32 protein-coding genes and 1 other RNA gene are annotated in these 26,578 nt (G+C 36.9%); 10 read left to right on the top strand and 23 right to left on the bottom strand.

The genetic code is table 11. The features are described 5' to 3' along the window. Nucleotides 1–32: 32 nt before the first annotated feature. From P9E47_RS13635 to phaR, 4 genes are all read right to left on the bottom strand, one after another. Complete coding sequence (locus P9E47_RS13635) at nt 33–863, bottom strand: undecaprenyl-diphosphate phosphatase (protein WP_003330208.1); 831 nt, start codon at nt 861–863, stop codon at nt 33–35. Nucleotides 864–1,050: 187 nt separating this feature from the next. Next, nucleotides 1,051–1,446, bottom strand: an RNA gene (rnpB, locus tag P9E47_RS13640) — RNase P RNA component class B. A gap of 75 nt (nt 1,447–1,521) precedes the next feature. Beyond that, complete coding sequence (gene phaC, locus P9E47_RS13645) at nt 1,522–2,613, bottom strand: class III poly(R)-hydroxyalkanoic acid synthase subunit PhaC (RefSeq protein ID WP_003330207.1); 1,092 nt, start codon at nt 2,611–2,613, stop codon at nt 1,522–1,524. Nucleotides 2,614–2,665: 52 nt separating this feature from the next. Beyond that, a complete protein-coding gene (phaR, locus tag P9E47_RS13650; protein WP_003330206.1) occupies nt 2,666–3,079 on the bottom strand; it encodes a polyhydroxyalkanoic acid synthase subunit PhaR in 414 nt (137 codons plus the stop codon). Between the two features lie 185 nt (nt 3,080–3,264). Between phaR and phaQ the strand changes: the two genes are divergently transcribed. From phaQ to P9E47_RS13675, 5 genes are all read left to right on the top strand, one after another. Beyond that, on the top strand, nt 3,265–3,678 hold the full coding sequence (gene phaQ / locus P9E47_RS13655; protein WP_003330205.1) for a poly-beta-hydroxybutyrate-responsive repressor: 414 nt from the start codon (nt 3,265–3,267) through the stop codon (nt 3,676–3,678). A 39-nt stretch (nt 3,679–3,717) separates the two neighbouring features. After that, complete coding sequence (locus P9E47_RS13660) at nt 3,718–4,245, top strand: hypothetical protein (RefSeq protein ID WP_003330204.1); 528 nt, start codon at nt 3,718–3,720, stop codon at nt 4,243–4,245. 33 nt (nt 4,246–4,278) lie between these two features. Next, nucleotides 4,279–4,719, top strand: coding sequence for a MaoC family dehydratase (locus P9E47_RS13665; RefSeq protein ID WP_003330203.1), 441 nt, complete (start codon nt 4,279–4,281; stop codon nt 4,717–4,719). A gap of 170 nt (nt 4,720–4,889) precedes the next feature. After that, nucleotides 4,890–5,279 (top strand): PilZ domain-containing protein, encoded by a 390-nt coding sequence (locus tag P9E47_RS13670; RefSeq protein ID WP_003330202.1) that lies wholly within the window; start codon nt 4,890–4,892, stop codon nt 5,277–5,279. Between the two features lie 122 nt (nt 5,280–5,401). Next, a complete protein-coding gene (locus tag P9E47_RS13675) occupies nt 5,402–5,707 on the top strand; it encodes a DUF3846 domain-containing protein (RefSeq protein WP_003330201.1) in 306 nt (101 codons plus the stop codon). A gap of 46 nt (nt 5,708–5,753) precedes the next feature. Here the strand turns inward: P9E47_RS13675 and P9E47_RS13680 are convergent, their stop codons facing one another. From P9E47_RS13680 to P9E47_RS13700, 5 genes are all read right to left on the bottom strand, one after another. Continuing rightward, entirely contained in the window at nt 5,754–5,933 is a 180-nt protein-coding gene (locus tag P9E47_RS13680) for an H-type small acid-soluble spore protein (RefSeq protein WP_003330199.1), read from the bottom strand. A 61-nt stretch (nt 5,934–5,994) separates the two neighbouring features. Continuing rightward, a complete protein-coding gene (locus P9E47_RS13685; protein ID WP_003330198.1) occupies nt 5,995–8,163 on the bottom strand; it encodes a GDYXXLXY domain-containing protein in 2,169 nt (722 codons plus the stop codon). Between the two features lie 127 nt (nt 8,164–8,290). Next, nucleotides 8,291–8,437 carry a hypothetical protein gene (locus tag P9E47_RS13690; protein WP_326163691.1) on the bottom strand — a complete coding sequence of 49 codons (147 nt, stop codon included), beginning with the start codon at nt 8,435–8,437 and terminating at the stop codon, nt 8,291–8,293. Nucleotides 8,438–8,501: 64 nt separating this feature from the next. Further along, the gene (locus P9E47_RS13695; RefSeq protein ID WP_003330197.1) at nt 8,502–9,413 is read right to left on the bottom strand and encodes an RluA family pseudouridine synthase; all 912 of its coding nucleotides are present in this window, start codon (nt 9,411–9,413) and stop codon (nt 8,502–8,504) included. 46 nt (nt 9,414–9,459) lie between these two features. Further along, nucleotides 9,460–10,338: an FRG domain-containing protein gene (locus tag P9E47_RS13700; protein ID WP_326163693.1), complete on the bottom strand. Its 879-nt coding sequence runs from the start codon at nt 10,336–10,338 to the stop codon at nt 9,460–9,462. A 220-nt stretch (nt 10,339–10,558) separates the two neighbouring features. On the opposite strand from P9E47_RS13700, the gene trhA reads away from it, so the two are divergent. From trhA to P9E47_RS13715, 3 genes are all read left to right on the top strand, one after another. After that, the gene (trhA, locus tag P9E47_RS13705; RefSeq protein ID WP_003330195.1) at nt 10,559–11,209 is read left to right on the top strand and encodes a PAQR family membrane homeostasis protein TrhA; all 651 of its coding nucleotides are present in this window, start codon (nt 10,559–10,561) and stop codon (nt 11,207–11,209) included. 67 nt (nt 11,210–11,276) lie between these two features. Further along, complete coding sequence (locus P9E47_RS13710; RefSeq protein ID WP_157382066.1) at nt 11,277–11,453, top strand: hypothetical protein; 177 nt, start codon at nt 11,277–11,279, stop codon at nt 11,451–11,453. Nucleotides 11,454–11,469: 16 nt separating this feature from the next. After that, on the top strand, nt 11,470–11,817 hold the full coding sequence (locus P9E47_RS13715) for a hypothetical protein (protein ID WP_003330194.1): 348 nt from the start codon (nt 11,470–11,472) through the stop codon (nt 11,815–11,817). 53 nt (nt 11,818–11,870) lie between these two features. Here the strand turns inward: P9E47_RS13715 and P9E47_RS13720 are convergent, their stop codons facing one another. Continuing rightward, complete coding sequence (locus P9E47_RS13720; protein WP_003330193.1) at nt 11,871–12,134, bottom strand: stage VI sporulation protein F; 264 nt, start codon at nt 12,132–12,134, stop codon at nt 11,871–11,873. Between the two features lie 176 nt (nt 12,135–12,310). Between P9E47_RS13720 and P9E47_RS13725 the strand changes: the two genes are divergently transcribed. Next, nucleotides 12,311–13,066: a DUF4931 domain-containing protein gene (locus tag P9E47_RS13725; RefSeq protein WP_326163695.1), complete on the top strand. Its 756-nt coding sequence runs from the start codon at nt 12,311–12,313 to the stop codon at nt 13,064–13,066. 68 nt (nt 13,067–13,134) lie between these two features. Here the strand turns inward: P9E47_RS13725 and P9E47_RS13730 are convergent, their stop codons facing one another. Continuing rightward, nucleotides 13,135–13,950 carry a CAP domain-containing protein gene (locus P9E47_RS13730; protein ID WP_326163697.1) on the bottom strand — a complete coding sequence of 272 codons (816 nt, stop codon included), beginning with the start codon at nt 13,948–13,950 and terminating at the stop codon, nt 13,135–13,137. Between the two features lie 109 nt (nt 13,951–14,059). Next, nucleotides 14,060–14,287, bottom strand: coding sequence for a YozE family protein (locus tag P9E47_RS13735; protein ID WP_003330190.1), 228 nt, complete (start codon nt 14,285–14,287; stop codon nt 14,060–14,062). 159 nt (nt 14,288–14,446) lie between these two features. On the opposite strand from P9E47_RS13735, the gene P9E47_RS13740 reads away from it, so the two are divergent. Continuing rightward, nucleotides 14,447–14,827: a globin domain-containing protein gene (locus P9E47_RS13740; RefSeq protein ID WP_003330188.1), complete on the top strand. Its 381-nt coding sequence runs from the start codon at nt 14,447–14,449 to the stop codon at nt 14,825–14,827. 31 nt (nt 14,828–14,858) lie between these two features. Here the strand turns inward: P9E47_RS13740 and tatC are convergent, their stop codons facing one another. The 11 genes from tatC to fdhD all read right to left on the bottom strand — a co-directional run bounded on the left by tatC (nt 14,859) and on the right by fdhD (nt 26,296). Then, nucleotides 14,859–15,650 (bottom strand): twin-arginine translocase subunit TatC, encoded by a 792-nt coding sequence (gene tatC / locus P9E47_RS13745; protein ID WP_003330187.1) that lies wholly within the window; start codon nt 15,648–15,650, stop codon nt 14,859–14,861. 104 nt (nt 15,651–15,754) lie between these two features. Next, nucleotides 15,755–15,952 carry a twin-arginine translocase TatA/TatE family subunit gene (locus P9E47_RS13750; RefSeq protein ID WP_003330186.1) on the bottom strand — a complete coding sequence of 66 codons (198 nt, stop codon included), beginning with the start codon at nt 15,950–15,952 and terminating at the stop codon, nt 15,755–15,757. A 34-nt stretch (nt 15,953–15,986) separates the two neighbouring features. Next, nucleotides 15,987–16,190 carry a twin-arginine translocase TatA/TatE family subunit gene (gene tatA, locus P9E47_RS13755; RefSeq protein ID WP_003330185.1) on the bottom strand — a complete coding sequence of 68 codons (204 nt, stop codon included), beginning with the start codon at nt 16,188–16,190 and terminating at the stop codon, nt 15,987–15,989. Nucleotides 16,191–16,368: 178 nt separating this feature from the next. Next, nucleotides 16,369–18,291, bottom strand: a complete 1,923-nt coding sequence (locus P9E47_RS13760) for a molybdopterin biosynthesis protein (RefSeq protein WP_003330184.1) — start codon at nt 18,289–18,291, stop codon at nt 16,369–16,371. A gap of 14 nt (nt 18,292–18,305) precedes the next feature. Next, nucleotides 18,306–19,538, bottom strand: a complete 1,233-nt coding sequence (locus P9E47_RS13765; protein ID WP_326163698.1) for a molybdopterin molybdotransferase MoeA — start codon at nt 19,536–19,538, stop codon at nt 18,306–18,308. Nucleotides 19,539–19,577: 39 nt separating this feature from the next. Beyond that, nucleotides 19,578–20,171: a molybdenum cofactor guanylyltransferase gene (gene mobA, locus P9E47_RS13770; protein ID WP_003330182.1), complete on the bottom strand. Its 594-nt coding sequence runs from the start codon at nt 20,169–20,171 to the stop codon at nt 19,578–19,580. Nucleotides 20,172–20,249: 78 nt separating this feature from the next. Continuing rightward, nucleotides 20,250–21,050: a formate dehydrogenase accessory protein FdhE gene (locus P9E47_RS13775; RefSeq protein WP_003330181.1), complete on the bottom strand. Its 801-nt coding sequence runs from the start codon at nt 21,048–21,050 to the stop codon at nt 20,250–20,252. Nucleotides 21,051–21,054: 4 nt separating this feature from the next. After that, a complete protein-coding gene (locus P9E47_RS13780) occupies nt 21,055–21,726 on the bottom strand; it encodes a formate dehydrogenase subunit gamma (RefSeq protein ID WP_326153859.1) in 672 nt (223 codons plus the stop codon). Continuing rightward, the gene (locus tag P9E47_RS13785; protein ID WP_003330178.1) at nt 21,713–22,528 is read right to left on the bottom strand and encodes a 4Fe-4S dicluster domain-containing protein; all 816 of its coding nucleotides are present in this window, start codon (nt 22,526–22,528) and stop codon (nt 21,713–21,715) included. Before P9E47_RS13785 ends, P9E47_RS13780 begins: the two co-directional genes overlap by 14 nt. A 1-nt stretch (nt 22,529) precedes the next feature. Continuing rightward, the gene (gene fdnG / locus P9E47_RS13790; protein ID WP_326163699.1) at nt 22,530–25,508 is read right to left on the bottom strand and encodes a formate dehydrogenase-N subunit alpha; all 2,979 of its coding nucleotides are present in this window, start codon (nt 25,506–25,508) and stop codon (nt 22,530–22,532) included. Between the two features lie 29 nt (nt 25,509–25,537). Beyond that, nucleotides 25,538–26,296, bottom strand: coding sequence for a formate dehydrogenase accessory sulfurtransferase FdhD (gene fdhD, locus P9E47_RS13795; protein WP_003330175.1), 759 nt, complete (start codon nt 26,294–26,296; stop codon nt 25,538–25,540). Nucleotides 26,297–26,578 lie beyond the last annotated feature (282 nt).

Genomic DNA, 26,578 nt, shown 5'->3' on the forward strand with positions numbered 1-26,578 from the left:
ACCGTGTTTGGGGTAAGTCCCTTTCCTGCTATTTAAAAATAAACCACATAAATCACAGCAGCTAATACTATACGATAAATTGCAAACGGCACAAGTTTTATCCTGTTGATGAGCTTTAAGAAAAAGCGGATAGAAATTAAAGCAAATACAAAAGCACTAATGAAACCCAGAATAAAAAATGGCAATGCATCGAATGAAAAATATTCTAAGTTTTTAAGAAATGATATACCGCTTGCACCAGCCATAATTGGCACAGCCATAATAAAAGTAAAATCAGCCGCGGCACGATGGCTTAAACCGACTAAAACGCCTCCAGAAATCGTTGCACCTGATCTCGAAAATCCAGGCCACAATGAAAGGCATTGAATGCAGCCGATTGTAAATGCCTGTTTATAAGTAATTTGGTCTACCGTTTGAACCATTGGTTTATTTTTAGTGAATTTATCAGCAATAATCATTAAGATGGCACCCAAAACTAAACCGATTAGAACTGTTCCAGTTGTAAATAAATGTTCATCAATCATATCTTCGAGGAGTACTCCTAGAATTCCAGCAGGAATTAAGCCAACAATCACATGTGTTAGTTTAAGATGTCCTTTTTCATGAAGGGCTTGCCTCCCTCGTTTTCCAAGTCCCAGCATCTCAATAAAACGGTCTTTAAAGACAACGACAACAGCTAATATTGAACCGAGCTGAATAACTACTTTAAATGTATTAGCCACATATTTCGTTAAAAATTGTTCTGATTGCAGCCACATATCATCAACAATAATCATATGTCCTGTCGAAGAAACAGGCGCAAATTCCGTCAATCCTTCAACCATACCAAGGATAATTGCTTTTAAAATTGTAAGAAAATCCATACTATTAAACTCCTTTTACTATCTAATTAGAAAATAACAAAGACTTAACAAATATAGCATACTTTTCGCTTGATGATAACTATGAATTACTATTGTCATTATAAAACAAAACGGACTTGCATAATTAGCTGCAAAGTCCGTCATTTTACATCATTCAGTTTATTTTCACAATTGGTTTCATACAAAACCTTGTAAGCCGTGTTCTGTTCATTTAGTGCTGCAAATGAATACGAAAAGTATTCTCGCACTTGAATGGAGAATCATCTATCTCACAGCCTTAATGGCTATGGTGTCTGTTCGGTTCAATTCCCTCCAGACACTTCCCCTACCAAATTTGGGTTTCTCGCTCGTGGGGTTTACCTCGTTCCACCTCCAATGTTTCCATTGAAGCTCCGTCACTGTGGCACTTTCAAGGTAGTCATACCATATCCAAAATGGACTTAGGTATTTTCCCTGCCGTCAACTCTTGGAAAGAGCTGCCCTAGCTTACGGTTTCGCTAGGCACGATCACTACAGGCATCGCAGCCTGTGCGAGCACGGACTTTCCTCACAGATACAAGATCTGCGCGATTCTCGCCAGTTTTGTATGAAGTATTGCTTGTTTATTATATCTTACTTTGTTTATTTTATCAATTGAGTTCACGGAAGTCAATGTTTCTTAATTAGAACGCTCCTCTAACCAGTCGGCAATTGTTGGAAACGTCTCTCTAACAGCTTTTGGACCAAAAGTAATCGAAATATGACCAGTTGATATGCATACATATTGTTTATCTTCACTAGAAACAGCATCCATCAAGGCTTCTACTTGGTGCGGCATTGCAATTAGATCTTTTTCAGCAGAAATATTCAAAACATTCGCCTTAATCTTGGATAAATCCACTTTTCGGCCACGTACGACTAATTCGCCTTTTATTAGCTTATTTTGTTGATAAAATTCGCGAATCCATTGACGATAAGCTTCACCTGGAAACGGAATTCCATCAGTTAACCACTTTTGCATTAATTTCCACGAGTTAACAAACTTTTGATTTTCTGAACGATCCACTAAACTTACATAAGGTCCGTAAAAGTTTGCAATTGGTTTAAGCATTTTATTTCCAAAATCGATCATTTCAGGCGGCACGTTTCCGTATGTTTCCACCACTTTATCTAAATCAAAATAACGTTCGTCTAATAATCTTGCATAAAGACCTGTATTTTCAAAGTCAAAAGGACTTGCCATAAAAACAATATTTTTAATCGGTAGCTCAGGATGTAATGCAGCAAAAACCGATGTCATTGTTCCACCCATACAGTAACCTAACATCGAGATTTCATCAGCACCTGATGTTTTTAATACTTTTTTAACTGCTTTAGGAATATAATCTAGAATATAATCATCTAACCTCATTTGCTTATCTTCTTCTCCCGGTGTACCCCAATCAAGCAAATAAACATCAAAGCCGCGATTCAAAAGATATTCCACAAGACTGAAGCCAGGTGTTATATCTAAAATATAAGGTTTATTAATTAACGCGTAGACCATTAAAAATGGTGTTTTATGTTTAGTTGGTTGACTTGAAACATAACGATAAAGCTTTGTTTTATTTTTTGTCCAAATCACTTCTTTTGGTGTTAAACCTACCTCAGGCTCTGCTTCTGTTATCATTATTTCAGAAGCCCTTTTAATTCGTATATACGAATCTTTAATTTCTTTTGGGACTGTTTCTTCAAATACATTTTCCCAATCTTTTACTAATGAATTTACCATGTGCCCCCTCGCCATCCCTTCTTTTTTACCCTAATTTCTTTCCTATTTAGTTTTAAGCTTGTTTTTGCAGTAGCTCTAAAATTTGATCCATTTTTCTATGAATCCTTTTTACTTCATGTTGTAAATTCTTAATTTCACTAGCTTGTTTATCCTGGTCTGCTTGTACAACAATGGCCTCTTCTACAACCTCTTCTATTTGATCTACTTTCGTTTCCACATTTATGATTAATGAGGCTAACTTTGCTAGGTCGTCTTTTGAAGGCATATTCATTTGTTCAAGATAAGCGCTCGTGGAATCATTCACTAACTTTTTATATTGAAGATTCATATCAAGAACTTTTCCAAGGCCTATCGAAAAATCTTCTGTTGCAAGATTTTCATCCAGCACTTTACTCCAATAAGATTCCGTTTGATCATAAACCTTCTTCCAAATCTCAAATGGATCAATCGTATTTGAATGGTTCACAGACGTTCTCCTTTCTAAAAACCCGCTATTTTAAATCCCTTTTTAACTTATGACCCTGCACCTGAATTAGAACCAAAAACTCAAAATACAATAATTTATTTTATTTTTTACACTTTTTAGTTCTTAATTGATCCATCTATGTGTAAATTACATGTAGGGAGAACATTTTAAAGCAGGTGAATAATATGACAAATCATTCTAAAGACTCTTCTAGTAAATCAGAACAAACCTTTCAGGCTCCTAAAAATTTTATTGTTCCATTCATACTCTTAAGTCTTCGCGATATTAATTGCCATGGCTACAAAATTTTGCAGCAATTAATGGACTTTGGTTTTTCTACGATTGACCAAGGAAATTTATATCGGATGCTTAGACAATTGGAAAAGGATACACTCGTTAAGTCTGAATGGGACACATCAGAAGCTGGACCGGCAAAAAGAATTTATTCATTAACAGAGGCAGGTGAACAATACTTAAAAACTTGTGTGTATTCGCTTGAGCATTACCAATCGATACTTGATCAATTTTTTTCAGTTTATACCAATATGTTTACTTTTCCACAGCATAGTAAGAAGAAAGACGAAGAAAAAGAAAACTAGAAACTATAAAAATAAATAATAAAAAAGGGGTAATTATTCATGACAGCACTTGACTCAAAATATTTCATTAATCTTATTTGGGACCGATGGGACGAGGGGTTGACGCAAGTATATAGCAATCAAAAACAATTTGAAAATTTGTTTATGCAAACCTTTAATCAACAGAAAAACGCGGTGGAATTATATTTTAAATTATTAGATTCATATTCTAAGGAATTAAAAGCAATCACTGAGAAGTTTCAGGTGAAAGCATTGTCCACAGTAGAAAAGTATCAAGACGAAAACACAAGTGAATCACTACAAAATATCCAAAAGCAGCTTGAGGATGTAATCGAACGTGTATCAAAAATCTCACTTACACCACAAAACGCTGTCAAACAATTGATGTCTCAAAACTTAAGCCAAATTGAGAAAAGTATTGATGAACTCTTTCAGCAACAAGAGAAAAATCGCTCTGAAATGAAATCTATGATTAATGAAATTTCTCTTGAGATGAAAAATGTTTTTGAAAAAATTACAGAGGAATTTGAAAAATTCCAAACCCAAAACCTTTCGTTACTAAAGTAACTTTATTAAGTTAAACAGATTGGGGAGATGTGGATGAGCTTCATTGAACAGTCAAACCAAGTATGTGATGTCCCATATTCTCAAATTCAGGTTGGTACGAAAGCTATTTACACGAAGACGATTACGAACGATGATGTGATGGAATTTGCAAAGGTGACAGGGGATGTTAATCCGATTCATGTGGATGACGAATTTGCAAAAACTACGATGTTTAAAGAACGTATTGCCCATGGACTGCTCACAGCCGGTTTTATTTCTACTTTAATTGGCACAAAGCTACCAGGAAAAAATACACTGTATTTATCTCAAGATGTAAAGTTCAAGGCGCCTGTAAAAATTGGTGATACCTTAACCGTTGTAGGCGAAGTAATCGAAAAAAGAGATGATAAGCAAATACTCAAGATGAATACACATATTTACAATCAATATGAAAAAATGGTTTTAGAAGGAACAGCCGTAGTTATGAAAATGTAAAATTTCAATAGCCAAGAGTTTCTTTAAAAATCCCAAGTGCCTGGCACCGTGCAATCCAAGACGGTGTTGGGTACTTTTAATTTTTTAAATAGTTTATATGGAAAAGAATAGGGTTTCTATTGTATAATACTACTTAAAAGGGAAGAATTTGTAAATAAATGAGGAATAATATGATATTTCGGCGTCAGGAAAGCTTCCGTTATACCTTTAATAAACCAATTGATTGCACATTTAAAATCATTAAAATAGACGATTCCGAGGTTAACACTGAGTTCGGTAGTGGACAAATCATTGATATTAGCCCAAACGGCTTAAAAATGATTTCTTCACTCAATGTTTCTCCAACTCTAAAAAAAGTAGAAATAGAAGTACATTTTCCAATTGATGAACAAGCATTTATTACTCCTGGTATAATTCTATGGCAGAAAAAAGAATGGTCTTTAAATGTTTATTCCTATGGCATAAAGCTCCTCTGTAGTGAAGAAATAACAGCAAGTATTGTAACTGGATTAAAAAAACATGCTGAGAAGAATGTACAATCAAAAAAAGCTAAACCATGAAAAATTTGAATTTTTTTCTTAATAAGTTAAGAATATCATAAATTTTTACCAAACTTTAATATATTTGCATCAGGATTTTTGATGTTACAATAGTATAAGAGATTATACCGAGGAGATTTGTAATGAATATACTGATATGCGAACCCAATCTTCCACCGTGCATAAAGTCTATAAAAGGCAAGTATGGGGAAATACAAGAGATTATTGGTGATAACGTAAAGGCACTGCCATTAAATCATCCTTCGATAATTGTGATGTGCAACAAAGATTACTATGAAAACAAAAGTAATAACAGAACTTACAGATTAAATATTCCTGGCACTTTCGTATTTTTAGGTCGTGAGAATAATCGGTTACGCAGTCTTTCTAAGGATGAAATAAATGAAATTATTCATACCATTAGAAAAGAAGATTTTACGTTAGTTTAAATAAATGAAGGGAGCCTTTCCGGGCTCCCTTCATTTATTGTTAGAATTATTTTTCATTAAGCTCTGCGGCTGGTACAACCCTAACATCATTTGGATTATCTTTTGTAAATACACTTACAGATTGATCCGTTTCATTTGTATGTTGTAACCAAACAGGTACTCCGTGATATGTTACTGTGATTTCATTTGGAGACGAGATGATTTGTTTTGCACGATGAATATCCAATTTTCATTACTCCCTTTTCGTTTTTCCCTATTATGGTTTGTAGTGAATGGAAAATTTATACCTATTCCTCTGCAAGTTCTACTAGCATGGCATCACCGTTTTCCGCAACCTTAACATAGGCGTAACGGACTTTCTCCTGAAGATCAAGCCCTGTCCCCTCAGGTACAAAATAATTTTCAATTCCATATTCGATATTTTCATATCCCTTCAATCTTCCAGTAATCCAAACATCGGCTTTTTTCATCATATCTGCAGGAACTTCTTTACCTACGACATAGTGACCGCTATAACTAAAAAGCCCATCCTTGTTTTCTATAAGTCCAATTCGGACCACCTCATTCCAACCGTCTTCCTCAATTCGTAACGATGAAATGTAATATCTTAATACTAAATAATCACCTTGCAATAGTGACCTTGGATCAACAGGTGCCAGCTCTAGCTTAATTAAATCACCATTTGCAAGAAGTGATTCACTCTTCCCAACTTGAACACCGAGTATAGCCAACTGTAAGAAAATAACTGCAATAATACTGGCAGCCTTCAACGACAATAAATGTCTTGAAATTTTCTCTTTAGGAACTCTGTCAAACCTCTGGATTATTAGTAATACGAACAGTCCTGTAATAAGGAATGTTATAGATTTATGGACTAAACTCCAGACAAGATCATAGTACTTGTAAACAATGAAGGCAAACCAGAAAGCCAAAAAGACACGATAGCGAATCGAATAGCTCTTCCTAAGGGACCATAATACAAGTAAAGTTGTCGTCACAAAATACAGGATATTAGTCAAATAATATATCGTTTTTTGATCCTCAAACAGGAATGTTAAAATAAAAAATGATAATAAACCATAAAACATACTATTATGCATTAAAATATGCCCGACCGCAGTTTTAGATATGCTGTTAGAAATCAAATACAATACAACATTAATTAATAAAATGCAGCCTATTACAAATTCCTTCGTAAACTCATTTGGTTCAAATAATGCGCCTGTGATCACAATCATCATACTTAAGTAGACGATATATCGAATCGTTCTATTTTTAAATGTCCAGAAAATATAGAGCAGCCCGGCAATGAATAACAAATCAATGCCCAAATTTGATTCAAAAGTTGCCGGTATCCCGATAAATAATGCCGTGGATAATAATGTGTACGTAATGATTGAATCCCAATTCGATTTAATTTTGGCCAATAAAATTAGGGCGATTGAAAAAAAGGCAAAGAAGGAAAACGGAATATCATTGATTAACAAAAATGAAATCCCAAAAAGTGAACTTCCAGCGATAATCGATGCGACTGCAGTCGTAATTCCTACTACAATTTTTCTGAAAAAGGAATGCTTTTCCTCCCCTTTCCCGCTTACTTTCCATTTCCGCAAACCATAAATAACAAGGCCAACAATAATAAAAGGAAGGATAAAAGTAAATAGAAAGATCCATTCAGTGTTGGTATAAATAACAAACTCAATAAATTTTATTATGACAAAGGCAATCGAAGCCAAGCCGAGTATGACTAGAAAGCCTTTATTCTGTTCTTTTTGTGTTAAGTATCGATATAAAAATCCGAGTGAACCGATATACATTAAGCTCACAATAACATTAAACGGATCAAATAACTTCTCTACTGTTAACCCGAGCATAATAACATGAAATACAATCAAACTTAAATATTGAAGTGGAATAGATCTTATAAGATTTTTTTCAATTATAAAAAATAATATACCGTTTAAAATAGCTATGCCTAGAAAGACCCATTGAGCATAGTTTTTCGGAACATATTGAACACCAGAAGATGGAAACACATAAAAATAGACAGCTAAATGGATGAGAATGAATGATGCCACATAAAATGGCTGAAATTTAGAAATAACACTTAATAAGAGTACTGGAATCGACCAAACGACAAATAGCATATAACTATCTGCATGTGAGTTGTAAATTTGTCCTAATAAGGCAACACATACTCCAAATGATAACGAACCAAAAAATAAAAATAAGGAGCTTAATGAAGGATGTCGTTGGAAAATAAATTTTACTAAATAGGACACAAGATAAAACAAAATAAGCAAGCCAATACTAAGGGCAATTTTTGTCCACTTCTCAAAGCCAGGCCAATTTGATGCAAAAAAATAAATAATAGCAGCTAGTATTAGTGAGAGTCCCAATACGTACCCGATCTCAACACCTTTTTCTTTCCATTCGTGTTTCCGACCTAGATCCACCTTAACCACCACCCCTTTTACCATCTCACTTCATTATATCATGTAAATTATGGAAGGAGCTTACAATTACTTACCAAAAAAGGACTGCTTCCGTGGGTGTTCATAACGAAAACAATCCTTTTTCTATTCATTCGCTATTTTGCGTTACATTAAAAAATTCTTCCGTCATTTCATTGTTTTGATTTTGCTCACTAGGATTTTCCGGGCGATTATGACCCATAATTCCATCTGATTCATAGCTTAATTTATGCTGTTTTTCTTTTTCATTTGACATTCAAATCACTCCTTTTACCAAAATTTTAATGTTCACTATACTAGTTTTGGCAAAAGGAGTGAAATTATGCCAAGGTTTTCTGAAACCTTTTCATATCGTCACTCCATGGGATGGCTACGTCAATACTTTCATTGGTAAATGGGTGGACAAAATGGATATGCTCCGCATGTAGGGCTTGTCTTTTGATACCTACAGGTTTTCCACCATAAAGAATATCGCCAACAATGGGGTATCCAAGATGGCTCATATGGACCCGGATTTGGTGAGTCCTCCCCGTATCCAATTTAAGCTTTACTAATGTTACATTGACCTTAGGGTAGTATTTGAGAACCTCATAATGGGTGATAGCCAAATCTCCTGTGCTTGATACTCTTCTTCTTGTAGGATGATGGCGATCACGTCCGATTTTGGCGGTGATCGTTCCTTTTTTCTGTTTTATTTGCCCATGTACAAAAGCTATATAGGTCCTAGAAATCAATCTTTTTTCCAGCATTTGATCAAGAACGGGGCCCGCCAGTGCATGTTTAGCAAACACGACACCACCGGAAGTATCATGGTCAAGACGATGAATATGCCGAACCTTCGTCCGAAGACCTTCCGCTTGGAAATGATAAGCGACTGCATTTGCCAGTGTATCACGTTCCCCGGCATTAGGATGGGTATCGATTCCAGCAGGCTTATTTACAATTAACACATGGTCATCCTCATAACAAACCTCAATCGGAATATATTGTGGGGCGGCACCGTATTCCTCATCGACAAATAAACGAATTTGCAGTTTATCTCCTTTTTTAAGCTGTTGATCCCATCTTGTTACGATCTCACTATTTACTTGTACCCTTTTTTCCATTCTAAATTGGTGTAACAGTTTTTTAGGGACCTTCCATTTTTCCTTCAATATTTTTTCAACGCTTACCTGATCCCATTCCTGTGGTACTCCGATTTGGAGCCATTCCCCTTTTTTTACACAGTCCATTTATTTAAACTCCTATTTTGCTAAATTTTTGTTTCATTTAATTGATTTATGGTAAAAACGTATTTTCATCCTCTTTCCATTCTATCTTACCTGACGAGGTTTGTCTGAACAATTTTGAATTTTGATCATTTATATCCTTAAGAAATTTCTGCTTCATTAAATCTGTTGTCGTCCATTGATTAACATAGCTTGCCAGACCCCCTAAGTCAGGAAACAACGTTAATTGATTAATCCCGCTTAACTCCAAAAACAATTCAACATCATTTCGAAGTTCAACATCTATTTTGATATGTTTAAGGATGCGTTCTCGTAAAAGCACCCCATTTTCTTCTTCTTCAAGCCCTTGTTTTGTATTGCCTTGGAGAGTAAAATAACCCTTTTGAAACATACTTCGATATGTATTCATTCTAGGGCTTAACGCCATTGTTTTTTGGAATTCTTTCCTAGCTTCTAGGAAATCGATTGTTTTTGGCATACTTGTTAATTCATCTAAATTGTGAAATATTCGATTAAGCCGGAAAGGGTCGAGAAGCCAGATGGAACAAGAAGTTTTATGGTCCCAATTTCTTGTAGCAAAATACAAAGCAACGGCAAAGGATTCAGACCAATCTAATAATCTTGTCTTAACACCGTATTGCTGCATCAAATAAAGGAGGTCCCATTGGTTTTCCGTTTTGTGTAAATCAAAGCCATTTTCAAAAAAGCGTTTATAGCTTAGTTCTTCCCACTGTAAAATTTTCTCTACCGAAAATGATTGTCTAAAAAGCCCTGAAAGTAAAGGATAACAACCATTTTCGGAAGCATTGTTACTTTGACCGCGATACCAAACAAGCCTGCTTTTCTTTGCAAAAAATGTAACTTCTTCTAAAAGTTTAAGCCAATTTTCTGAAAAGAAATAATTGGTTATATCAAGTGCGTTCTTCATTTTTTCACCCACGAGAATAAAGTTAAAATCTACTACTGATTATTGCCAACATTAAAAGGTCTATACTATCCGTAAAAAGTAGCCAACCCTATCATTCTGATAGCACTTTGATATCGGTATGATATATTTTTAAAAATCACTTTAAAATACATTGAACAACGACATTTCTGTTATAATACGAATTATTGAGTATTCGACTTTGAAAGGAAGTAAATCATTCATGAATACAACGCATACATTTACAAAAATTGAGGAAATTGTAAACTCAATTACTCATGGTATCGGCGCTCTGCTTAGTATTGCAGCACTTGTTTTACTCACAGTTTTTTCAAGTTTAGAAGGATCCGTACTCCATGTCATCAGCTTTTCAATTTTTGGAGGGACAATGCTGCTCTTATATGTCTCCTCTACGCTAGTACACAGTTTTCCAGCGGGTAAAGCGAAAGATATTTTTGAAATTATGGACCATTCTTCCATCTATCTATTTATCGCTGGGACATATACTCCGTTTTTGTTTATCGTAATAAAAGGTTGGGTTGGATGGACTTTATTCGGTATCATATGGGGGCTAGCTTTGTTAGGAGTAGTGTTTAAGATCTTCTTTTGCAAAAGATTTTTATACCTTTCTACAATCCTTTATGTTGTAATGGGTTGGCTTATAGTATTTGCATGGAAGCCGCTTGCTGCTGGTCTCTCAACGGGCGGTATGGTGTTATTAGTGACAGGTGGAATTCTTTATACGATTGGCACTATTTTTTATGTATGGCGAGGATTCATCTTTCACCATGCAGTCTGGCATGTATTTGTACTTTTAGGTTCTGTTGCACATTTCTTTGCTGTATTCTTATACGTCTTACCTTTAAACGCTTAAAAAGGGGCATCGCTTGAGATAACGCTTTTTGTTTTGAATCTTATGCACACTTTGAGAAAACATGGAAATGACTAAGTCACAAGCCTTTGCTCATACTATTAAAATAGCGGTGAAGGCAAAAAATGCGTTTGGACAAGAAATGGTTAACCAAAAGGGAAACACAATCATAAAAGAAGTCCTTTCATTCCTGCCATTAGATGACTATATCGAACATGCCCAGGATGAAAGTGAAGACGACGGATAAATATAGGAGGATTGTCTTGGATTTTAAAACAATTTTTCATACCATTACGGACAAAGTAAAGGAAGCCGTTCATCATCTTCAAGGAAACAATAATAAATTTTCCTTAGTTGAGCTGGCCTCCTTTATTAAAAATGATTCCAATACGATTAAAACAAGCCGCCATTTACTAGGAATAGATCTTCATGAATATACGTTAACTGAAAATGACGTTCATTTCCTTCTCGAGACAAAAGGAAAGTCACCTGAAAAAATATTATCGCTCTCCGTATTAAAAGAGGGAAAAGCCCTAATTAAATATCGAAGCTATGAACCAAAAATGTCTTCGGATATGATGATTTCCATTCCGGAAATAATCATTCATTAACACACAAAGAGGCTTTCTCGAATGAGCTAGCCTCTTTATTTAGTACATGAAGCTTATTTCATCATTTTCGTTAATGAGTTTAAATCCATTGGCATATTATTGCTTAAAATTGATTTAACTAGCATGTCTTCTTTTTCTTTTGGAACGCGTTTACCGGCTAATTGTGCTACCTGCTGGATCACTCTTCTTACTGTGTTTTCATCTTTGAAATTTGCATTAGATAAAGAGTTTGCCAATTTCAAAATGTCACTCATATTGACACCTGTTTTCTTCTCGATATTCCCAAACATATTATTGTTATTATTTTTATTTTGCATGAATTTATTGCCCTCCATTTCTATTTACAGTTACTAACATTGTATGGAGGATTTTGTTTGAAGGTGCAGCAATCGGAAAAAACAGGCTTTAATAATCAAACTAGCTTTTTAGTGGTAAAGCCTTTAAATCTATAATAAACTTATTATAGGAAACTGTTAAAGGAGCAAACTCGATTATGCATAATCATTTAATATTTGATTCCTCGATTGGTTCGCAAAAGCCAAACAGTCTAATTCATTCTGATACAACATGCCCTTTTTGTAAGCGGGATGCGCTTACAGATATTTTTGATACTGACGGCTCAATCATTTGGCTGAAAAATAAATATCCTACATTAGAAAAAACGTTTCAAACGGTCATTATTGAGACAGATGAATGCCAATCAGAATTATCCGAGTATAGTAAGGAGCACTTATATAAAGTCATTTCGTTTGGACTCAACCATTGGAAAGAGATGATTAAGACTAAGAAGTATAAATCTGTGCTTTTTTTCAAAAATCATGGTCCATTATCCGGTGGTTCACTACGTCATCCCCATATGCAAATTGTTGGACTCGATCATATTAACTATCTGGATTCATTACACGACGATCATTTTATTGGGGTTCCGATCGAGGTTCAAGACGGGGTGGAATTTAACATTTCAAAATACCCTAGAATGGGCTTTTACGAATTTAATGTGATCATGGAAGCTGAATCGGGCTTAAAAACTTTTGCAGAGGATATCCAGATTGCCACTCACTATATTTTGAATCACTTTAATCGAAATTGTAATAGCTATAATTTGTTTTTTTACGAGTATGCTGGAAAAATCGCTGTTAAGGTCATTCCTCGTTTTCCGACATCACCACTTTATGTCGGATATTCCATTCCACAAGTATCTAATCATACAGATTATGTCATTGATAAAATTAAAAAGCTTTATTTTTAAAAGGAACTGGCTGTCCTAAATTTATCCGAAATGGTAAGTTTAAGACAGCCTGTTTTTTTATTTCGTGATTATTTTTTTATAAACATTTGTGACCAATAACTCCCCTGCTGTGTATAACCTACTCCTATATGAGTAAAATCAGCACTTAAAATGTTTTTACGGTGCCCCTCACTGTTCATCCAAGCCTGAACAACCTCTTCCGGTGTTGTTTGGCCTTGGGCAATGTTTTCACCCGCAGAACGATAAGTAATGCCAAAATCACGCATCATATCAAATGGTGATCCATAGGTTGGACTTGTATGTGAAAAATAATGCTTGGACTGCATATCATTCGCTTTTTCGTGAGCAACCTTACTTAAAGCTGTGTCCATTTGCAAATCAGGCAGCCCATTTTTTCTCCGCTCTACATTTGTTAATTGCACAACTTTTGATTCAGCAGCACTTATGCCTGCAGTAGGAGCAGCTTGCTGTGTTTTCTGTGTTTGTTGCTTTGGAGCCTGTTGTGCTTGTTGTTTTGGTACTTGTTGTTGTGGCACTTGTTGTACTTGCTCCTGAGGAGCTTGTGGTACCCGTTGGAATTGTTGTCGGTACTGCTGTAAATATTGCTGGTTTTGCTGCTCTTGTTGACGGTAATCTCCACCATCAAAATTATACATTCCACCCGAACGCCCATCCGCAATTCTAAATTCGTACTTCGCACCATTCGTTAGCATCGGTACTGTATGCGGATATTGATCGCTATTTAATGATGTATTCATACTAGAAATGGTAGCTGCATTAGGGTTTAAAATATCCTGCTCCTCGTTTGCATTATTAACACCGCAGGCACCCATTATTGACAATGATACACTCATTACGATTAATTTTAGTGATTTTATTTTCACGTGTCTGTTCCTCCCAAATTTTTTTCCCTTTCTTTTTTATAATTTCCGCTGTACGAAAATTATATTGCTTAGAAATGTTGGCAAAATGATTTGAGAAAAACATTTTTATCTATAATCCAATAACTTCCTGTTCATACATTTCCCACACTTGGTCAAAGATACTAACTGAATGTAGGGCTGTATCATTTAATTCCAAATAGCTGCTGATTTCGTGATAATCTGAAGAATATTTAGGAAAACTATGGTCTTTATAAACCTCTTCTGCAAATTGACCTAGTATATCTCCTTTTTTCGTTGTTCGAAACTTTAGTACAAATTGGTAAAATGGTTTTTTCAAAGAATAACGTCCTTTCTATATACAAGTTCCACAAGTTTCACATTATTTTACCAAGAATCTATTTTCTATGCCATAATAGAAAGTGTGATATAAATCACTTTTATCAAAACCTTCTTTTGATATATTATAGTATAATAAATAGGAAAAATAGGTGATAGAATGAATTTTGAAACTCCATATGAAATGCTTGGTGGGGAAGAAATAATCCAAAAGCTTGTGAATTCCTTTTACCCAAAGGTTTATGCAAATCCAATTCTAAGTCCTTTATTTGAAGGAGATATGGAAGAAATTAAAAGAAAACAGAAAATGTTTTTAACACAGTTTACTGGTGGCCCTACTCTTTATAGTGATGAATTCGGCCCCCCTGCGATGAGAGCAAGGCATATGCCCTTTGAAATTACGCCAACAAGGGCCACTGCATGGCTAGCGTGCATGAGAGAAGCAATGGACGATATCGGTTTAGAAGGGCCCATTCGCGAACAATTTTACGACCGCTTACAGCAAGTTGCGGGCATAATGATAAACACGCCTGACCAATGATCAGGCGTGTTTTACTTAGTATTCATAAGCTTTATTCTGCTGTTTTTTCTTTTTCCATTAATTCTTGCTCTTCAGGATCCAGCATTCCAAATTCTTCTTTTGCCATTCTATCCTTTTTCAGTTTTTTCCGATATACCACTTTAGATAATTGAATACTGATTTCATACAACAAACACAATGGTATCATTACTAATGTTTGTGATAAGAAATCTGGGGGTGTAACGACGGCAGAAACAATTGCTAATACTAAATAGGCATATTTTCTAATTTTAGACAGTTTAACTGGATCAATGATGCCAAGGCTTGTTAAAAACATAACGATAACAGGCAATTCAAAAAGGATGGCAAACGGCAAGGTAATTCTTAACAAAAAGCCAAAATATTTCTCAATCGTGAACATATTTTGCATATTTTCGCCGGCTAAGCCTAGTAAAAAATCAAATACAATCGGAAAAATAAAGAAATAACCAAAGCAAAGGCCCGCTATAAACAAAATAAATAGTGCAGGAATATAGGAAAGCGTGACCTTTTGTTCTATAGGTTTCAAAGCCGGTCTAATAAACAGCCAAAGTTGCCAGGCAAGTACCGGAATTGTTAATGCTATTGCAGCAATACCGGCAATTTGCATATAAACCCATACGATCTCCGTTGGACTTAAAACGGTCAGCTTAAAATCCAATCCCCTTACAAAAAAGTCATATATTTCTTGGACATAAATAAATGCTGCAATAAAGAAAATAATAAAGGCAACACCTGTGATAATGATACGATTCCGCAACTCATCAAGATGTCCAACCAAATTCATACTTTGATCTTGTTCCAAATTAGTCCCCCCAAACGATGAGAGCATATGTTTAATTTCTTAGCTGTATAACTGGAAAGAAGATGTAAGATGATAGATCCTACACCTTCCCTCTACCTTCTATATTACATAGTGTCTTTCTTTTGTTCCTCAATCTTCTTAGGTTCATCATCATCTTTTGCCAGTTCACTTGTTGCTTTTTTAAACTCTTTTAATGAACTGCCGACTGCTTTACCGATCTCCGGTAATTTAGATGGTCCGAAAACTACAAGTGCAATTACAAGAATTAAGATTAATCCTGGTATACCAATATTTGATAGCATAAATGTTCACTCCTAAAGTTGTTTGGAAGCTATATTAGTTTTTAAGGTCTTTTACTTCTTTTTTCACTTCATCAAATTCTTCTACAACATCGCTAGTTAATTCTTTAGTTGACTTTTTGAATTCCCGAATCGTTTGACCCGTGGCTTTTCCTATTTCAGGTAGTTTCTTTGGTCCAAATACTATCAATGCCAAAATTAGAATAAGAATTAAGCCTGGAATTCCAATGTTCGATAACATGATAATTTCCTCCTACATCAATTTGAATATCTAGCAGTGATATTAACCACCTTAAGATAAATATATTATACGCTTTTTCATAGTATTTTGGCTATATAGTCATTCATGTGTTCAAAGTTATTTCACAACTCAAACTATTAAATTGTCGCAGAATTGTAACTGATTCAATACATCTAAATTAAATGTAGTAGGGTTGGAAATCCTGGATCACTTTGTAGCCGCCTAGTTGTTCTACTGTGTTTTTAAACTCTTTGGATCGCAGTACAGTTTCTAACAATTTTCCACCTTCGCTTTCATAGAAGGAGGCTGTCATTAATAGGTCATAACTTTCATCTGCAATCGGAATAAAATCTAAATCCATCGCTTTTGCAGCTGAATAAATACCTAGTCCGACGCTTTTTTCCTGTTGTTTTACCTCAGCCGCAACACTTAAATGTGAGAACATTTCCCTTTGATAGCCTTTTACACTTTCAGAAGAAAGATTGGCTTTTTTCAATAGATGATCAAATAAAATTCTCGTACCGGCACCTTTTTGTCTATTAACGAAATTTAAGTTCTTTTCTATTAAATCATTGACCGAATGAACATGATCTGGATTTCCTTTGGCAACAATCCAGCCTTGCTCCCTTTTCAAAAATCTTAATAATACTAGTTTTTGATCGTTGATATATTTTTTTATAAAAGGCAAGTTATACTCACCTGAGTCCGGATCTAATAAATGAATACCGGCAATATGGGCTTCCCCTTTTCGGATCGCCATAAGTCCTGCCATGCTGCCAGTATGGGACGAAATGATTTGCCTATTAATATCCTGACTCCGGATTTGGGAAGATATTATATCAATAGTTAAGTCATGACTGCCGCTAAACAAGATCGACTTATTGATCACCTTTAATGGTTTATATAAATCCAACTCCACCATTTCACCTTGTTCTAAACCGAGGCTTTCAGCCGGAACCAGCAGTAGGCCATCCGCCCGAACCATCGACATTGTTACACCTGCTGCCCTTGTCAGCGGGTTCGCAATGTATTGACCATTCACATAGCCAATATTCATTCTAACAAAATCTTCGGACCCCATATTCGAGATAACGCGACGACCAAGTTTAACCGTTAATTTCTCTCTTTCCGGCTCGGCCACTCCTAAATATTCACAAATAAGCGGCCGGACAAACCATTCCATCGCTAGATAAGCAGAAACAGGATAGCCGGGAAGTCCAATCACCACTGTATTATGAATTTTCCCAAGGACAACGGGTTTACCTGGACGTGTTGCAACGCCATGTGATAATACTTGGCCGATTTCAGCAATGATATGAACCGTATAATCTTTTGAGCCCGCAGATGATCCAGCATTGATTATCACAATATCTGATTTTTCTGCTGCAGTTAGAAGAACCTGGCGAATTAAATCCGGGTTATCTTTAACGATCTCCTCTTTAACTGGAGCCCCTCCCCAGTCCGTTACATAGCCCGCAAATACAGTCCCATTCGTTTCAATAATTTCTCCGGGTTTCACGTCGATACTCGGACTAACGATTTCATTACCTGTAGGAATGATCGAAACGATTGGCTTTTTGGTGACGGGAACTTCAAAGACTCCTCCGCCAAGTAACGCCCCAAGGTCAACTGGTCGCAGCTTATGTCCTTGTGGTAGCAGCATTTCCCCTGTTACAACATCTTCCCCAATAGGCCTGATATGCTGCCATGGTGTCGCTGGTTCAATAATTTCAATCGTATCTTCATCTACAACATGTACATTTTCAATCATAATAACGGCATCGAAAGGGGAGGGAATTGGATTTCCCGTATCGACGTATATAAACTGACCATTTGATATAGATAATTGTACAGGGTTTTGTTCATGTGCACCATAGGTTTCTTCAGCTATTACAGAAATGCCGTCCATGGCCGAGGCATGATAATGTGGTTGCGAAAGCCGAGCATAAATTGGAGCAGCAGTTATTCTACCGAGCGCCTCTGGAGTTGGCACTTTTTCAATCACACGTTCAAATGTAAATGCATCTAGTAATTCCTGTAATGCCTGACTTCGGGGCTTGTCCTCTAAATATATCTTTCTACCGTACCTTTTATCCTTCAAGAATTTTCACCTTCCTACCGCAGCAAAATAACAGAAACCGCTTCACCTATCACTACCCCTTCTTTATTAGAAGGAATTTCAATTATACCGTCGCTTTGAACTAACGTTTTTAATAAACCTGATTTCCCTAAGATTGGTTCTGCCCACCATTCTCCCTCTTCAAAGCTTAATTTTACACGTATATAATCTGAGCGGCCTGGTGATGACGGAATGTTTTTCTTCATCTTAGCAATCGCTCTAGATGGCAATTCACTTGTTTTTCCTCCGCTTAATCTCGTTAAGATTTCACTACCAAATAATTGGAAGATAATCATTGCCGAAGCCGGATGCCCAGGAAGCCCAATAACAGGAAGCCCACCCGCTTGAGATAGGATCGTCGGTTTCCCGGGCTTAACTGATACACCATGAACATATACACCCGGATCTCCGATTGATTGTATAACTTCGGTTGTATAGTCCTTTGCACCGACGGAACTGCCTCCCGACAGGATAAGACAATCTACCTTTTCAGCTAATTCCGCCGCTCGTTTTTGGAAGATCTCATATTGATCCGGGACTATTCCACCGTAAACAAAATCATAACCCCATTCTTTGACCATATTGCCAATGGTTAAGACATTAATATCACGAACCTGTCCAGGTAAGATCTGATTTGTTTCATATGGGACGATTTCGTCACCAGATGATAAATAACCGACAGTGATTTTTTGGTAAACATTCACTCGATCAATTCCTAATGAACCGATGGCACCGATTTCCTGTGGTCTTAGCATTGTCCCCTTTGTAAGAAACGTTTCACCTTCCCTAATATCCTCACCAATGCCAATAATATTTTCACCAGGTGCAATCGAACGATACGTATTTAATAACCCGCTAATATCTTCACAATGTTCAATCATAATTACACTGTCAGCACCTTTTGGAACCATGCCTCCAGTTGGGATATACATCGCTTCGCCGGCTTCCAGTTCTTGGCTTACTTCCTCTCCCATGTGGACTTCTCCAACAACATTTAGAAAGCCGGGCATAGATTCTGAGGAACCATAAATATCCGAAGCTTTAATAGCATAACCATCAACCGTAGAGCGGCGAAAGCTTGGAATATTTTCAGATGAAACAAGGTCCTCCGCTAGTATTCTATGTAATGCTTCAGATAGAAAAACAGTCTCTTGTGTAGTAATGGCTTTGACATGTTGTCTTATTAAGTCATATGTTTCCTCAACTGATTTTACTTTAAAAAATTGCAAAAATAACCCCTCCCCCCGTAATTTACCGTAAAAAATCACTTACTGCTTTAGCCAATTTCTAGCTTTTTCATAATCCACAGGATAATTCATATTATAAAATACTTTTTCGATATTACCAACCAGGACAGGGTCTATATCATTTTCATGTACAAAAAGTACTGCTACTTCATTAAGAAAGTCTCTAATTCGTAAGCGTTCCGCTTGCAAACATTGTTCTATCTTTGGTAGTGTCTCTTTCTTAAAAACAGAGAATAGCGGATGTAATGTTCCGTTTATATTTGGAACAACCGCATCATAATTCTCGCATAAGGAAACTAGATATTGAGCTAATTCACCTGAGACAAAAGGCATATCACAAGCGACGAAAAAGTTGGTTTCTGTGTTGCTGTTCTTTAATCCTGTATGAATACCGGCAAGTGGCCCTTTCCCTACGTACTCATCTTTTACCATCGGCACTTTCAAAAATTCATAGGCTTCAAAATCATTCGTTACGACTATTATATCAGAAAAAAAAGGTGTTAATTGGTCTTTAATCAACTCGATATTTGGTTTTCCATCCATTGGTAATAGTGCTTTATTTGTGCCCATTCTGCTGGATTTTCCACCAGCTAGGATGATTGCTGTTGCATTCATGCTTGTCCCACCTACTCAATTTAGTATTTAACTCTTAAACTAAACAGTTGAAAAAAGGCGGTGTAAAATCCCACCGCCTTAGTTAACTCTATCTTTTTCTATCGTAACACCATATCCTTTTTCTTGGGCAAGTATATCTAAATGAATTGTGTTTAGGTCCAAAAGGGCTGGTTCTTCTATTTTTAATACTTGTTTTTCATCCATTACTTTAACATAGCCATTGCAATCATCACAAACATACAACTGTTTTGTTGGGTCATTTTCCAGATGAAGATAGTTCATTTTATCATCATGATCCACACCGCAATGAGAGCATTTTGTTCGTTTTTCGGACCAAGATGCATAACACCGTGGACAGTACAGAACTTTCTTACCTACTTTGCCTTCTAATCTGGCAAGACGCACCGGTTCACCGCAGCATGGACATGTTCCTGTATGCTTAAAGCTAGTAAGGTCTTCAGCATAAACATCTGCCATTTGACGCAAATAAGGACGAATGGCATGTTCGGCTAAAAACTGCGGAATCCATTCACTTACTTTCCATTCTTGGACCAAATGTGTGAAATAATATTCATTGAAAGTAAGCACTTCATCAACCCATTGTTCCAAAATCACATCATTTAACAACTCTTTAATTTGACCCATTTCGCTTGTTAGAGATGGTTGTCTATCAGATAGTAATTCCATTAATTCTAAAATCCATGACTTATAAATTGGAATGGGCACCTTGAAATCCAATTGCTCAATTAATGGCATATTTTCATTTTTAATCGAAAGCTCACTATGGTGAAAATCTTGACTGATTTCCTTTTTCCACAATGATTGTTTTTTTAAGATCTCTTTTTGAAGGTCAATATATTCCTTATTGATAACTGACATAAGTTTAAGCACCTTTTTCCTTTTTCGCTTTCTCTACTTCATCGGTCCAACGGCCATGATGGTGCTTCGCCCATTCTTCTGATACCTCACCTTTTACCATGCCACGAAATGCTTTCCATCCGTCGGGGGCAAATGTACCCAAATAAGCATGCCCAATCACAACGGCTACAGAGAGCCCTACACAAATAGCATGAACAGGATAGCCGATATCAACAAGCCAATTTGGGAACCAGTTTGTTTTCCAAATGATGATCCCTGAACCGACGATCCCAATACCACAAAATAATTGAAGTAAAGAGTTTATTTTTTCTCCAGCATTGTAAAAGTCCTGCTTTGGATATTCCTTATCTTTCCCAAAAAACACGAGTGGGAAAGCCAATAAAAATTGGATATCATGCTTACCCCAAGTAAAGGCACTTTTAAGCCAATGTAACAATGCCTTTGGATCAAAGAAAATCATAATGAAAAGCGGAACCATCAAAGTTACTCCAAAAATTCTATGCAAAATCCTGGCATTAGCCGGACCACCTAATATCGGCCAGAGCCAATCGAAAAACTCGGTATACATCGGCAGTGCAGTTATATACAGCGCCAAAAACGAAAATGCTACAGTCCAATGGGCAATACGAAACGGCAAACCAAAACGCTTAACCATGCGCTCACTACTTTTGCTCATCAGAATCGCCTCCACCATGATAAGGATTTAAAAATTTGTTAGAAACCATACTGCCGAGAACAGCCATCGTTGTTACCCCTAATAATGCTTTTCCTATCGGCTGTGCATAGTCTTTCCAAATCTTAGCTGAGGTTGGTACTTTCGGGTTCTTTGGCAAGCCGTAAAACTCAGGGTCCTCCACAAGAACATAAATAGTATGAGTGCCATTTACACCAGGCGGATTATAGATATGTGCTTTGGGATAACGTTCTTTCACTTCTTTAACACGCTTTTCGGCAAGTGCTAACATTTCATCTTTTTCCCCAAACATTAATGCATCTGTATGACAGGAGTTTACACAAGCAGGTTGTAAACCTTCATCAAGACGGTCTGTACATAAAGTACATTTTTGGGCACGACGCTGCTCTCTCCCATTTTCATCAATATAGTGGGTTAGCTGGATCACATCAAACGGGCATCCTTCGACGCAATACCCACAGCCGACACATTTATCATAGTCAACTACAACTGAACCATAATCTGTGTAGCTGATTGCATTTTCCGGGCAAACCTTTTCACAGCCTGCATCCGTACAATGAAGGCAAGATTTATGACGGAATAACCATTCAAAGCGCCCATTCATTTCTTTTTCTTGATACGTAATTAAATTCCACGTATTCGCTGTCAATGTTTCATGTGACTGAATTGTGCCGTTGAAGCTTTCGGGTTCTGCTTCAAGGTCGTTCCAACTTTTACAAGCGACCATGCAAGCACGGCAACCATCACACTTCGTTACATCTACATATTTAATATATTCTGTCATCTTATGCCCTCCTTATATCACAAAGGAACGCTTTATATTCAGGAATTTGAGAGTTAGCATCCCCTACATAGGTTGTTAAATCATTAGCGGAAGCGCCAGTGGCAATTCCATTAAAGCCGTAGTTCCAAGGCATGCCGATATGGTGTACTTTTTGCCCTTTAATCTTATAAGGTTTAAAGCGTTTCGTAACTAGAGCATACACTTCAATTTCAGCCCGGGCTGATTTGATGATAACACGGTCTTTATTGTTAATCCCCTTTTCCTTAGCCAATTCTTCACTGATTTCCACAAACATATGCGGCATAAGTTCAGCAAGGAATGATTGGTTCCGCGTCATTGATCCAGACTGCCAATGCTCGCTGACACGATAAGTTGTTGCCACAATTGGAAAATCTTTAGGGCTTCCTTTCTTGTTGCTCTTTTTACTAAACATGGCTGCAACAGGGCTTACCTCGATACTGGAGAATGGGTTCGGAATTGGACTTTCATATGGCTCATAATGCTCTGGAAGTGGGCCATCTTTTAAGTTAGCAAATAAATTACCCACACCGGATGCATTCATAATAAACGGTTTAAGTCCCGCTTCCTCAGTTGGAGCTTGTGTTTTCACAAAGTCTGGAACATCATAACCTGTCCATTCCTTCTTCAATTGATCCCACCAAATCACTTTTTTATCTTCAGACCATGGCTTGCCATTATAGTCTGTAGAACAACGATTATAAAGAATCCGACGGTTCATTGGCCATGCAAAAGACCAATTTAAGAAGTTATTCATGCCTGTATCTTTGTTATCACGAGCCTTTGATAGATTTTTGCCTTCCTCCGGATAGAAACCGCAATAGATCCAGTTGCCGCATGCTGTTGAACCATCATCCATCAACTTCCCAAAGCCAGGAACGAGTTTGCCTGTTTTGGAATCAAAGCCATTGATTTCACGTTGAACAAGGTCGATATCCGGATGATCATGCTCGCCAAAGTTCCAACTCATTGCATTGAATGGTGCTGCAACTGGTGAAGAATCATTTTTGTACAGCTCTTTTAATTTGCGAGCCAAAACGTGAATGATTTCTAAATCACCCTTGGAATCTCCTTTTGGTTGAATTGCCTGCCAACGATATTGCATCCAACGGCCAGAATTCGTAACGGTTCCTTCTTTCTCATATGAACTACATGCAGGTAAAAAGAAAACTTCAGTCTTAATTTCAGCAGGATTTTTCCCAGCTTCCTTTTTCCAGAAAGCGGACGTCTCTGTTTCAAAAAGGTCAATTGAAACCATCCAATCTAATTGGGCAAGCGCGTTATGGGACTTTGTAGAGTTCGGTGATCCAACAACCGGGTTTTGTCCAAATAGGAACAGCCCTTTGAGGTTCCCTTCATACATTTCGTCAAATAATCCCATATAGGAATTGTTTTTCCCTGCTTTTAATTTCGGGTGATATTGATAACCAAACTCGTTATTGGCTGTTGCGTTTTCCCCATACATCGCTTTAAGATAACTCACAAAAAATTTCGGCTTGTTCACATAATACCCTGATTTTGGTGTTTCACTATCAAGATACGCTTGAAGAGTTGCCATTTTTTCATTGTCTATCGGTGTGTTTAGATAACCAGTAATATTGTGATACAAGAGCCCAAAGTCCGTTGAACCCTGAACATTTGATTCACCGCGAAGGGCATTAACGCCGCCGCCAGGAAGTCCAATATTTCCTAATAATAACTGAATAACCGCATAGGCACGCACGTTTTGAGATCCATGAGTAGATTGTGTTCCACCCATTGCATACATGATTGTACCTGTTTTACCAGCCTTCCCTGTACCACAGAAAGCTTTAGCTACTTCAAGGAAGTTTTCTTTTGGTGTTCCGGTTACAGAAATAACTGTATCAATATCATAACGAGAATAGTGCTTTTTCATGATTTGGAACACACAGCGTGGATCTTCTAATGTTTCATCCTTTAATACACTGCCAGCAGCATCCTTTTTAAATCTCCATGTGGCTTGATCATATTTTCGGCCTGCTTCATCAAAACCGCTAAATAAGCCATCCTGAAAATCATACGCATCATCTAGTATGTAGGCTGCGTTTGTATATTTCACAATATATTCTTTATGATATAGATTGTTTTCAATCGCATAATGAATTAGACCGCCAATAAAGGCAATATCTGTACCTGAACGCAATGGTGCGTAAATATCAGCTTTCGCTGAACTTCGTGTAAAACGCGGGTCTACGGATACAATCTTACCGCCTTTTTCTTGCGCTTTTAAAATCCAACGGAAACTTATCGGATGGTTTTCAGCGGGATTTGAACCCATGATTAAAATGCAATCAGAATATTGAATATCATTCCAATGATTTGTCATTGCTCCACGACCAAATGAAGGTGCCAGACCGGCAACCGTAGAGCTGTGTCATATACGTGCCTGGTGTTCAATATAGGTTAATCCCAGCCCTCTCATAAGCTTAGCAAGCAAATAGTCCTCTTCATTATCTAAAGCTGCTCCACCAAGGGACGCGATAGCCTCAGTTCTATTAACAGGTAGCCCATTATCATGGGTCACAAATGTTTGATCACGTGTTTCTTTCACCTTTTTTGCAATTCTGTCATACATCCATTCCCATGATTTTTCCTCCCACTCACTGCTCCCAGGCGCACGATAAAGTGGCTTTGTCACACGACGTGGAGATTCGTACACCTGACGGATATTTGTACCTTTGCTACAAAGCGATCCTTCATTAATAGGGTGATCTGGGTCTCCTTCTGTGAACAATACATGATCGTCTTTTGTATGAACAAGTATTCCACAGCCAACTGCGCAATAGCAGCAAATCGTTGGTGTAACAGTGGCTTCAGCTAATTTAAATTGTTTAGACTTTGCTTGTACCTCTTTTTCATTAAAGCCAAGCTCAACAATGGCTAATGTGGCTGCTGTCGCACCGGACAATTTGAGGAATTGTCTTCTAGTCAATTCTGCCATACATTATTCTCCTTTCACTTGTTGCTTGATCATAGATCTCCAGCTACTTTGTCATTAAGATCTTTTAAGACGCGGCCACAAGAAGTGTAAACATTGATCATTTTCCCTCTAATGTAGCCAATGACTTCTACATTCAAATAGTTTGCCAATTGAATAGCCTGCTTTGTGGCGGCTGTCCTTGAACCCACAATGCCAAAGCCAAATCTGGCAGCCTTTGAAAGCATTTCATATGAAATTCGTCCTGTAGTAAGCAGGATGAGATCTTCAGGTTTCATATTTTCGCGTAAGGCGAAACCAATAATTTTATCAACAGCATTATGTCTGCCGATATCCTCACGAACATAGATTTTACCTTCGCGATCGACAATGCAGGCACCATGCATTCCACCTGTTTCCAAATATAGCGGTGAATTTATCGCAAATTCATGCCGTTTCTTTAACAAATAAGAAAGTGAAACGGTCCGATTTGTTTTAACTTTAGTAAAACTTTTAACATCTGACATCGAAAAAAAGGTAATTCCTCTGCCACAACCAGCTGAAAAGTTCATTTGTTTTTCACGAAAAAGATCGATATCAAAGTCACTGGTTGTTTCTACCAATATCCTACCTCGCGATTCATCAATTCTGATCATTTTAAGGTCATTAGGGGAGCTAATGACTGCCTCGGAATATAAATAGCCAACTGCCCAATCTTCTAAATCTCGGTTTGTAAGTTGGTAAGTTGCTAGATTTTGACCATTAACAAAGAGAGTGATAGGGTACTCGTCTGGGCATGATTTTCGATTCATTTGTGAACACCCCCTTCATGCAAAAACATCCAATATTATACTAGCCTGATTAAAAATACCTGACTGTAATTTAAATCACACTCTCCATCATTGAAAGTGCTTTCTTAAAATAATATTTTTGTGCAATTAACCATTAACACTATTATTAAACTACTTTTTCATATCAGAAAGTTATACAAATTTCGACAAAAATATGAACAAATAATAAAGTAGGGAAACCTCTTTCAAGGCTTCCCCCTTATCAAACCGTACGTGCCCTATTAAGGCATACGGCTTACCCAT

The sequence above is a fragment of the Schinkia azotoformans genome, assembly GCF_035811335.1.
In the GTDB taxonomy this organism is placed as follows: domain Bacteria; phylum Bacillota; class Bacilli; order Bacillales; family Bacillaceae_J; genus Schinkia; species Schinkia azotoformans.

Excerpts from the sequence above, each read along its gene's own strand:
- P9E47_RS13635 (WP_003330208.1), bottom strand. The coding sequence starts at position 863 with ATGGATTTTCTTACAATTTTAAAAGCAATTATCCTTGGTATGGTTGAA.
- phaC (WP_003330207.1), bottom strand. The coding sequence starts at position 2,613 with ATGGTAAATTCATTAGTAAAAGATTGGGAAAATGTATTTGAAGAAACA.
- phaQ (WP_003330205.1), top strand. The coding sequence starts at position 3,265 with ATGACAAATCATTCTAAAGACTCTTCTAGTAAATCAGAACAAACCTTT.
- P9E47_RS13660 (WP_003330204.1), top strand. The coding sequence starts at position 3,718 with ATGACAGCACTTGACTCAAAATATTTCATTAATCTTATTTGGGACCGA.
- P9E47_RS13665 (WP_003330203.1), top strand. The coding sequence starts at position 4,279 with ATGAGCTTCATTGAACAGTCAAACCAAGTATGTGATGTCCCATATTCT.
- P9E47_RS13670 (WP_003330202.1), top strand. The coding sequence starts at position 4,890 with ATGATATTTCGGCGTCAGGAAAGCTTCCGTTATACCTTTAATAAACCA.
- P9E47_RS13675 (WP_003330201.1), top strand. The coding sequence starts at position 5,402 with ATGAATATACTGATATGCGAACCCAATCTTCCACCGTGCATAAAGTCT.
- P9E47_RS13690 (WP_326163691.1), bottom strand. The coding sequence starts at position 8,437 with ATGTCAAATGAAAAAGAAAAACAGCATAAATTAAGCTATGAATCAGAT.
- P9E47_RS13695 (WP_003330197.1), bottom strand. The coding sequence starts at position 9,413 with ATGGACTGTGTAAAAAAAGGGGAATGGCTCCAAATCGGAGTACCACAG.
- P9E47_RS13700 (WP_326163693.1), bottom strand. The coding sequence starts at position 10,338 with ATGAAGAACGCACTTGATATAACCAATTATTTCTTTTCAGAAAATTGG.
- trhA (WP_003330195.1), top strand. The coding sequence starts at position 10,559 with ATGAATACAACGCATACATTTACAAAAATTGAGGAAATTGTAAACTCA.
- P9E47_RS13710 (WP_157382066.1), top strand. The coding sequence starts at position 11,277 with ATGACTAAGTCACAAGCCTTTGCTCATACTATTAAAATAGCGGTGAAG.
- P9E47_RS13720 (WP_003330193.1), bottom strand. The coding sequence starts at position 12,134 with ATGCAAAATAAAAATAATAACAATAATATGTTTGGGAATATCGAGAAG.
- P9E47_RS13725 (WP_326163695.1), top strand. The coding sequence starts at position 12,311 with ATGCATAATCATTTAATATTTGATTCCTCGATTGGTTCGCAAAAGCCA.
- P9E47_RS13740 (WP_003330188.1), top strand. The coding sequence starts at position 14,447 with ATGAATTTTGAAACTCCATATGAAATGCTTGGTGGGGAAGAAATAATC.
- P9E47_RS13750 (WP_003330186.1), bottom strand. The coding sequence starts at position 15,952 with ATGCTATCAAATATTGGTATACCAGGATTAATCTTAATTCTTGTAATT.
- tatA (WP_003330185.1), bottom strand. The coding sequence starts at position 16,190 with ATGTTATCGAACATTGGAATTCCAGGCTTAATTCTTATTCTAATTTTG.
- mobA (WP_003330182.1), bottom strand. The coding sequence starts at position 20,171 with ATGAATGCAACAGCAATCATCCTAGCTGGTGGAAAATCCAGCAGAATG.
- P9E47_RS13775 (WP_003330181.1), bottom strand. The coding sequence starts at position 21,050 with ATGTCAGTTATCAATAAGGAATATATTGACCTTCAAAAAGAGATCTTA.
- P9E47_RS13780 (WP_326153859.1), bottom strand. The coding sequence starts at position 21,726 with ATGAGCAAAAGTAGTGAGCGCATGGTTAAGCGTTTTGGTTTGCCGTTT.
- P9E47_RS13785 (WP_003330178.1), bottom strand. The coding sequence starts at position 22,528 with ATGACAGAATATATTAAATATGTAGATGTAACGAAGTGTGATGGTTGC.
- fdhD (WP_003330175.1), bottom strand. The coding sequence starts at position 26,296 with ATGAATCGAAAATCATGCCCAGACGAGTACCCTATCACTCTCTTTGTT.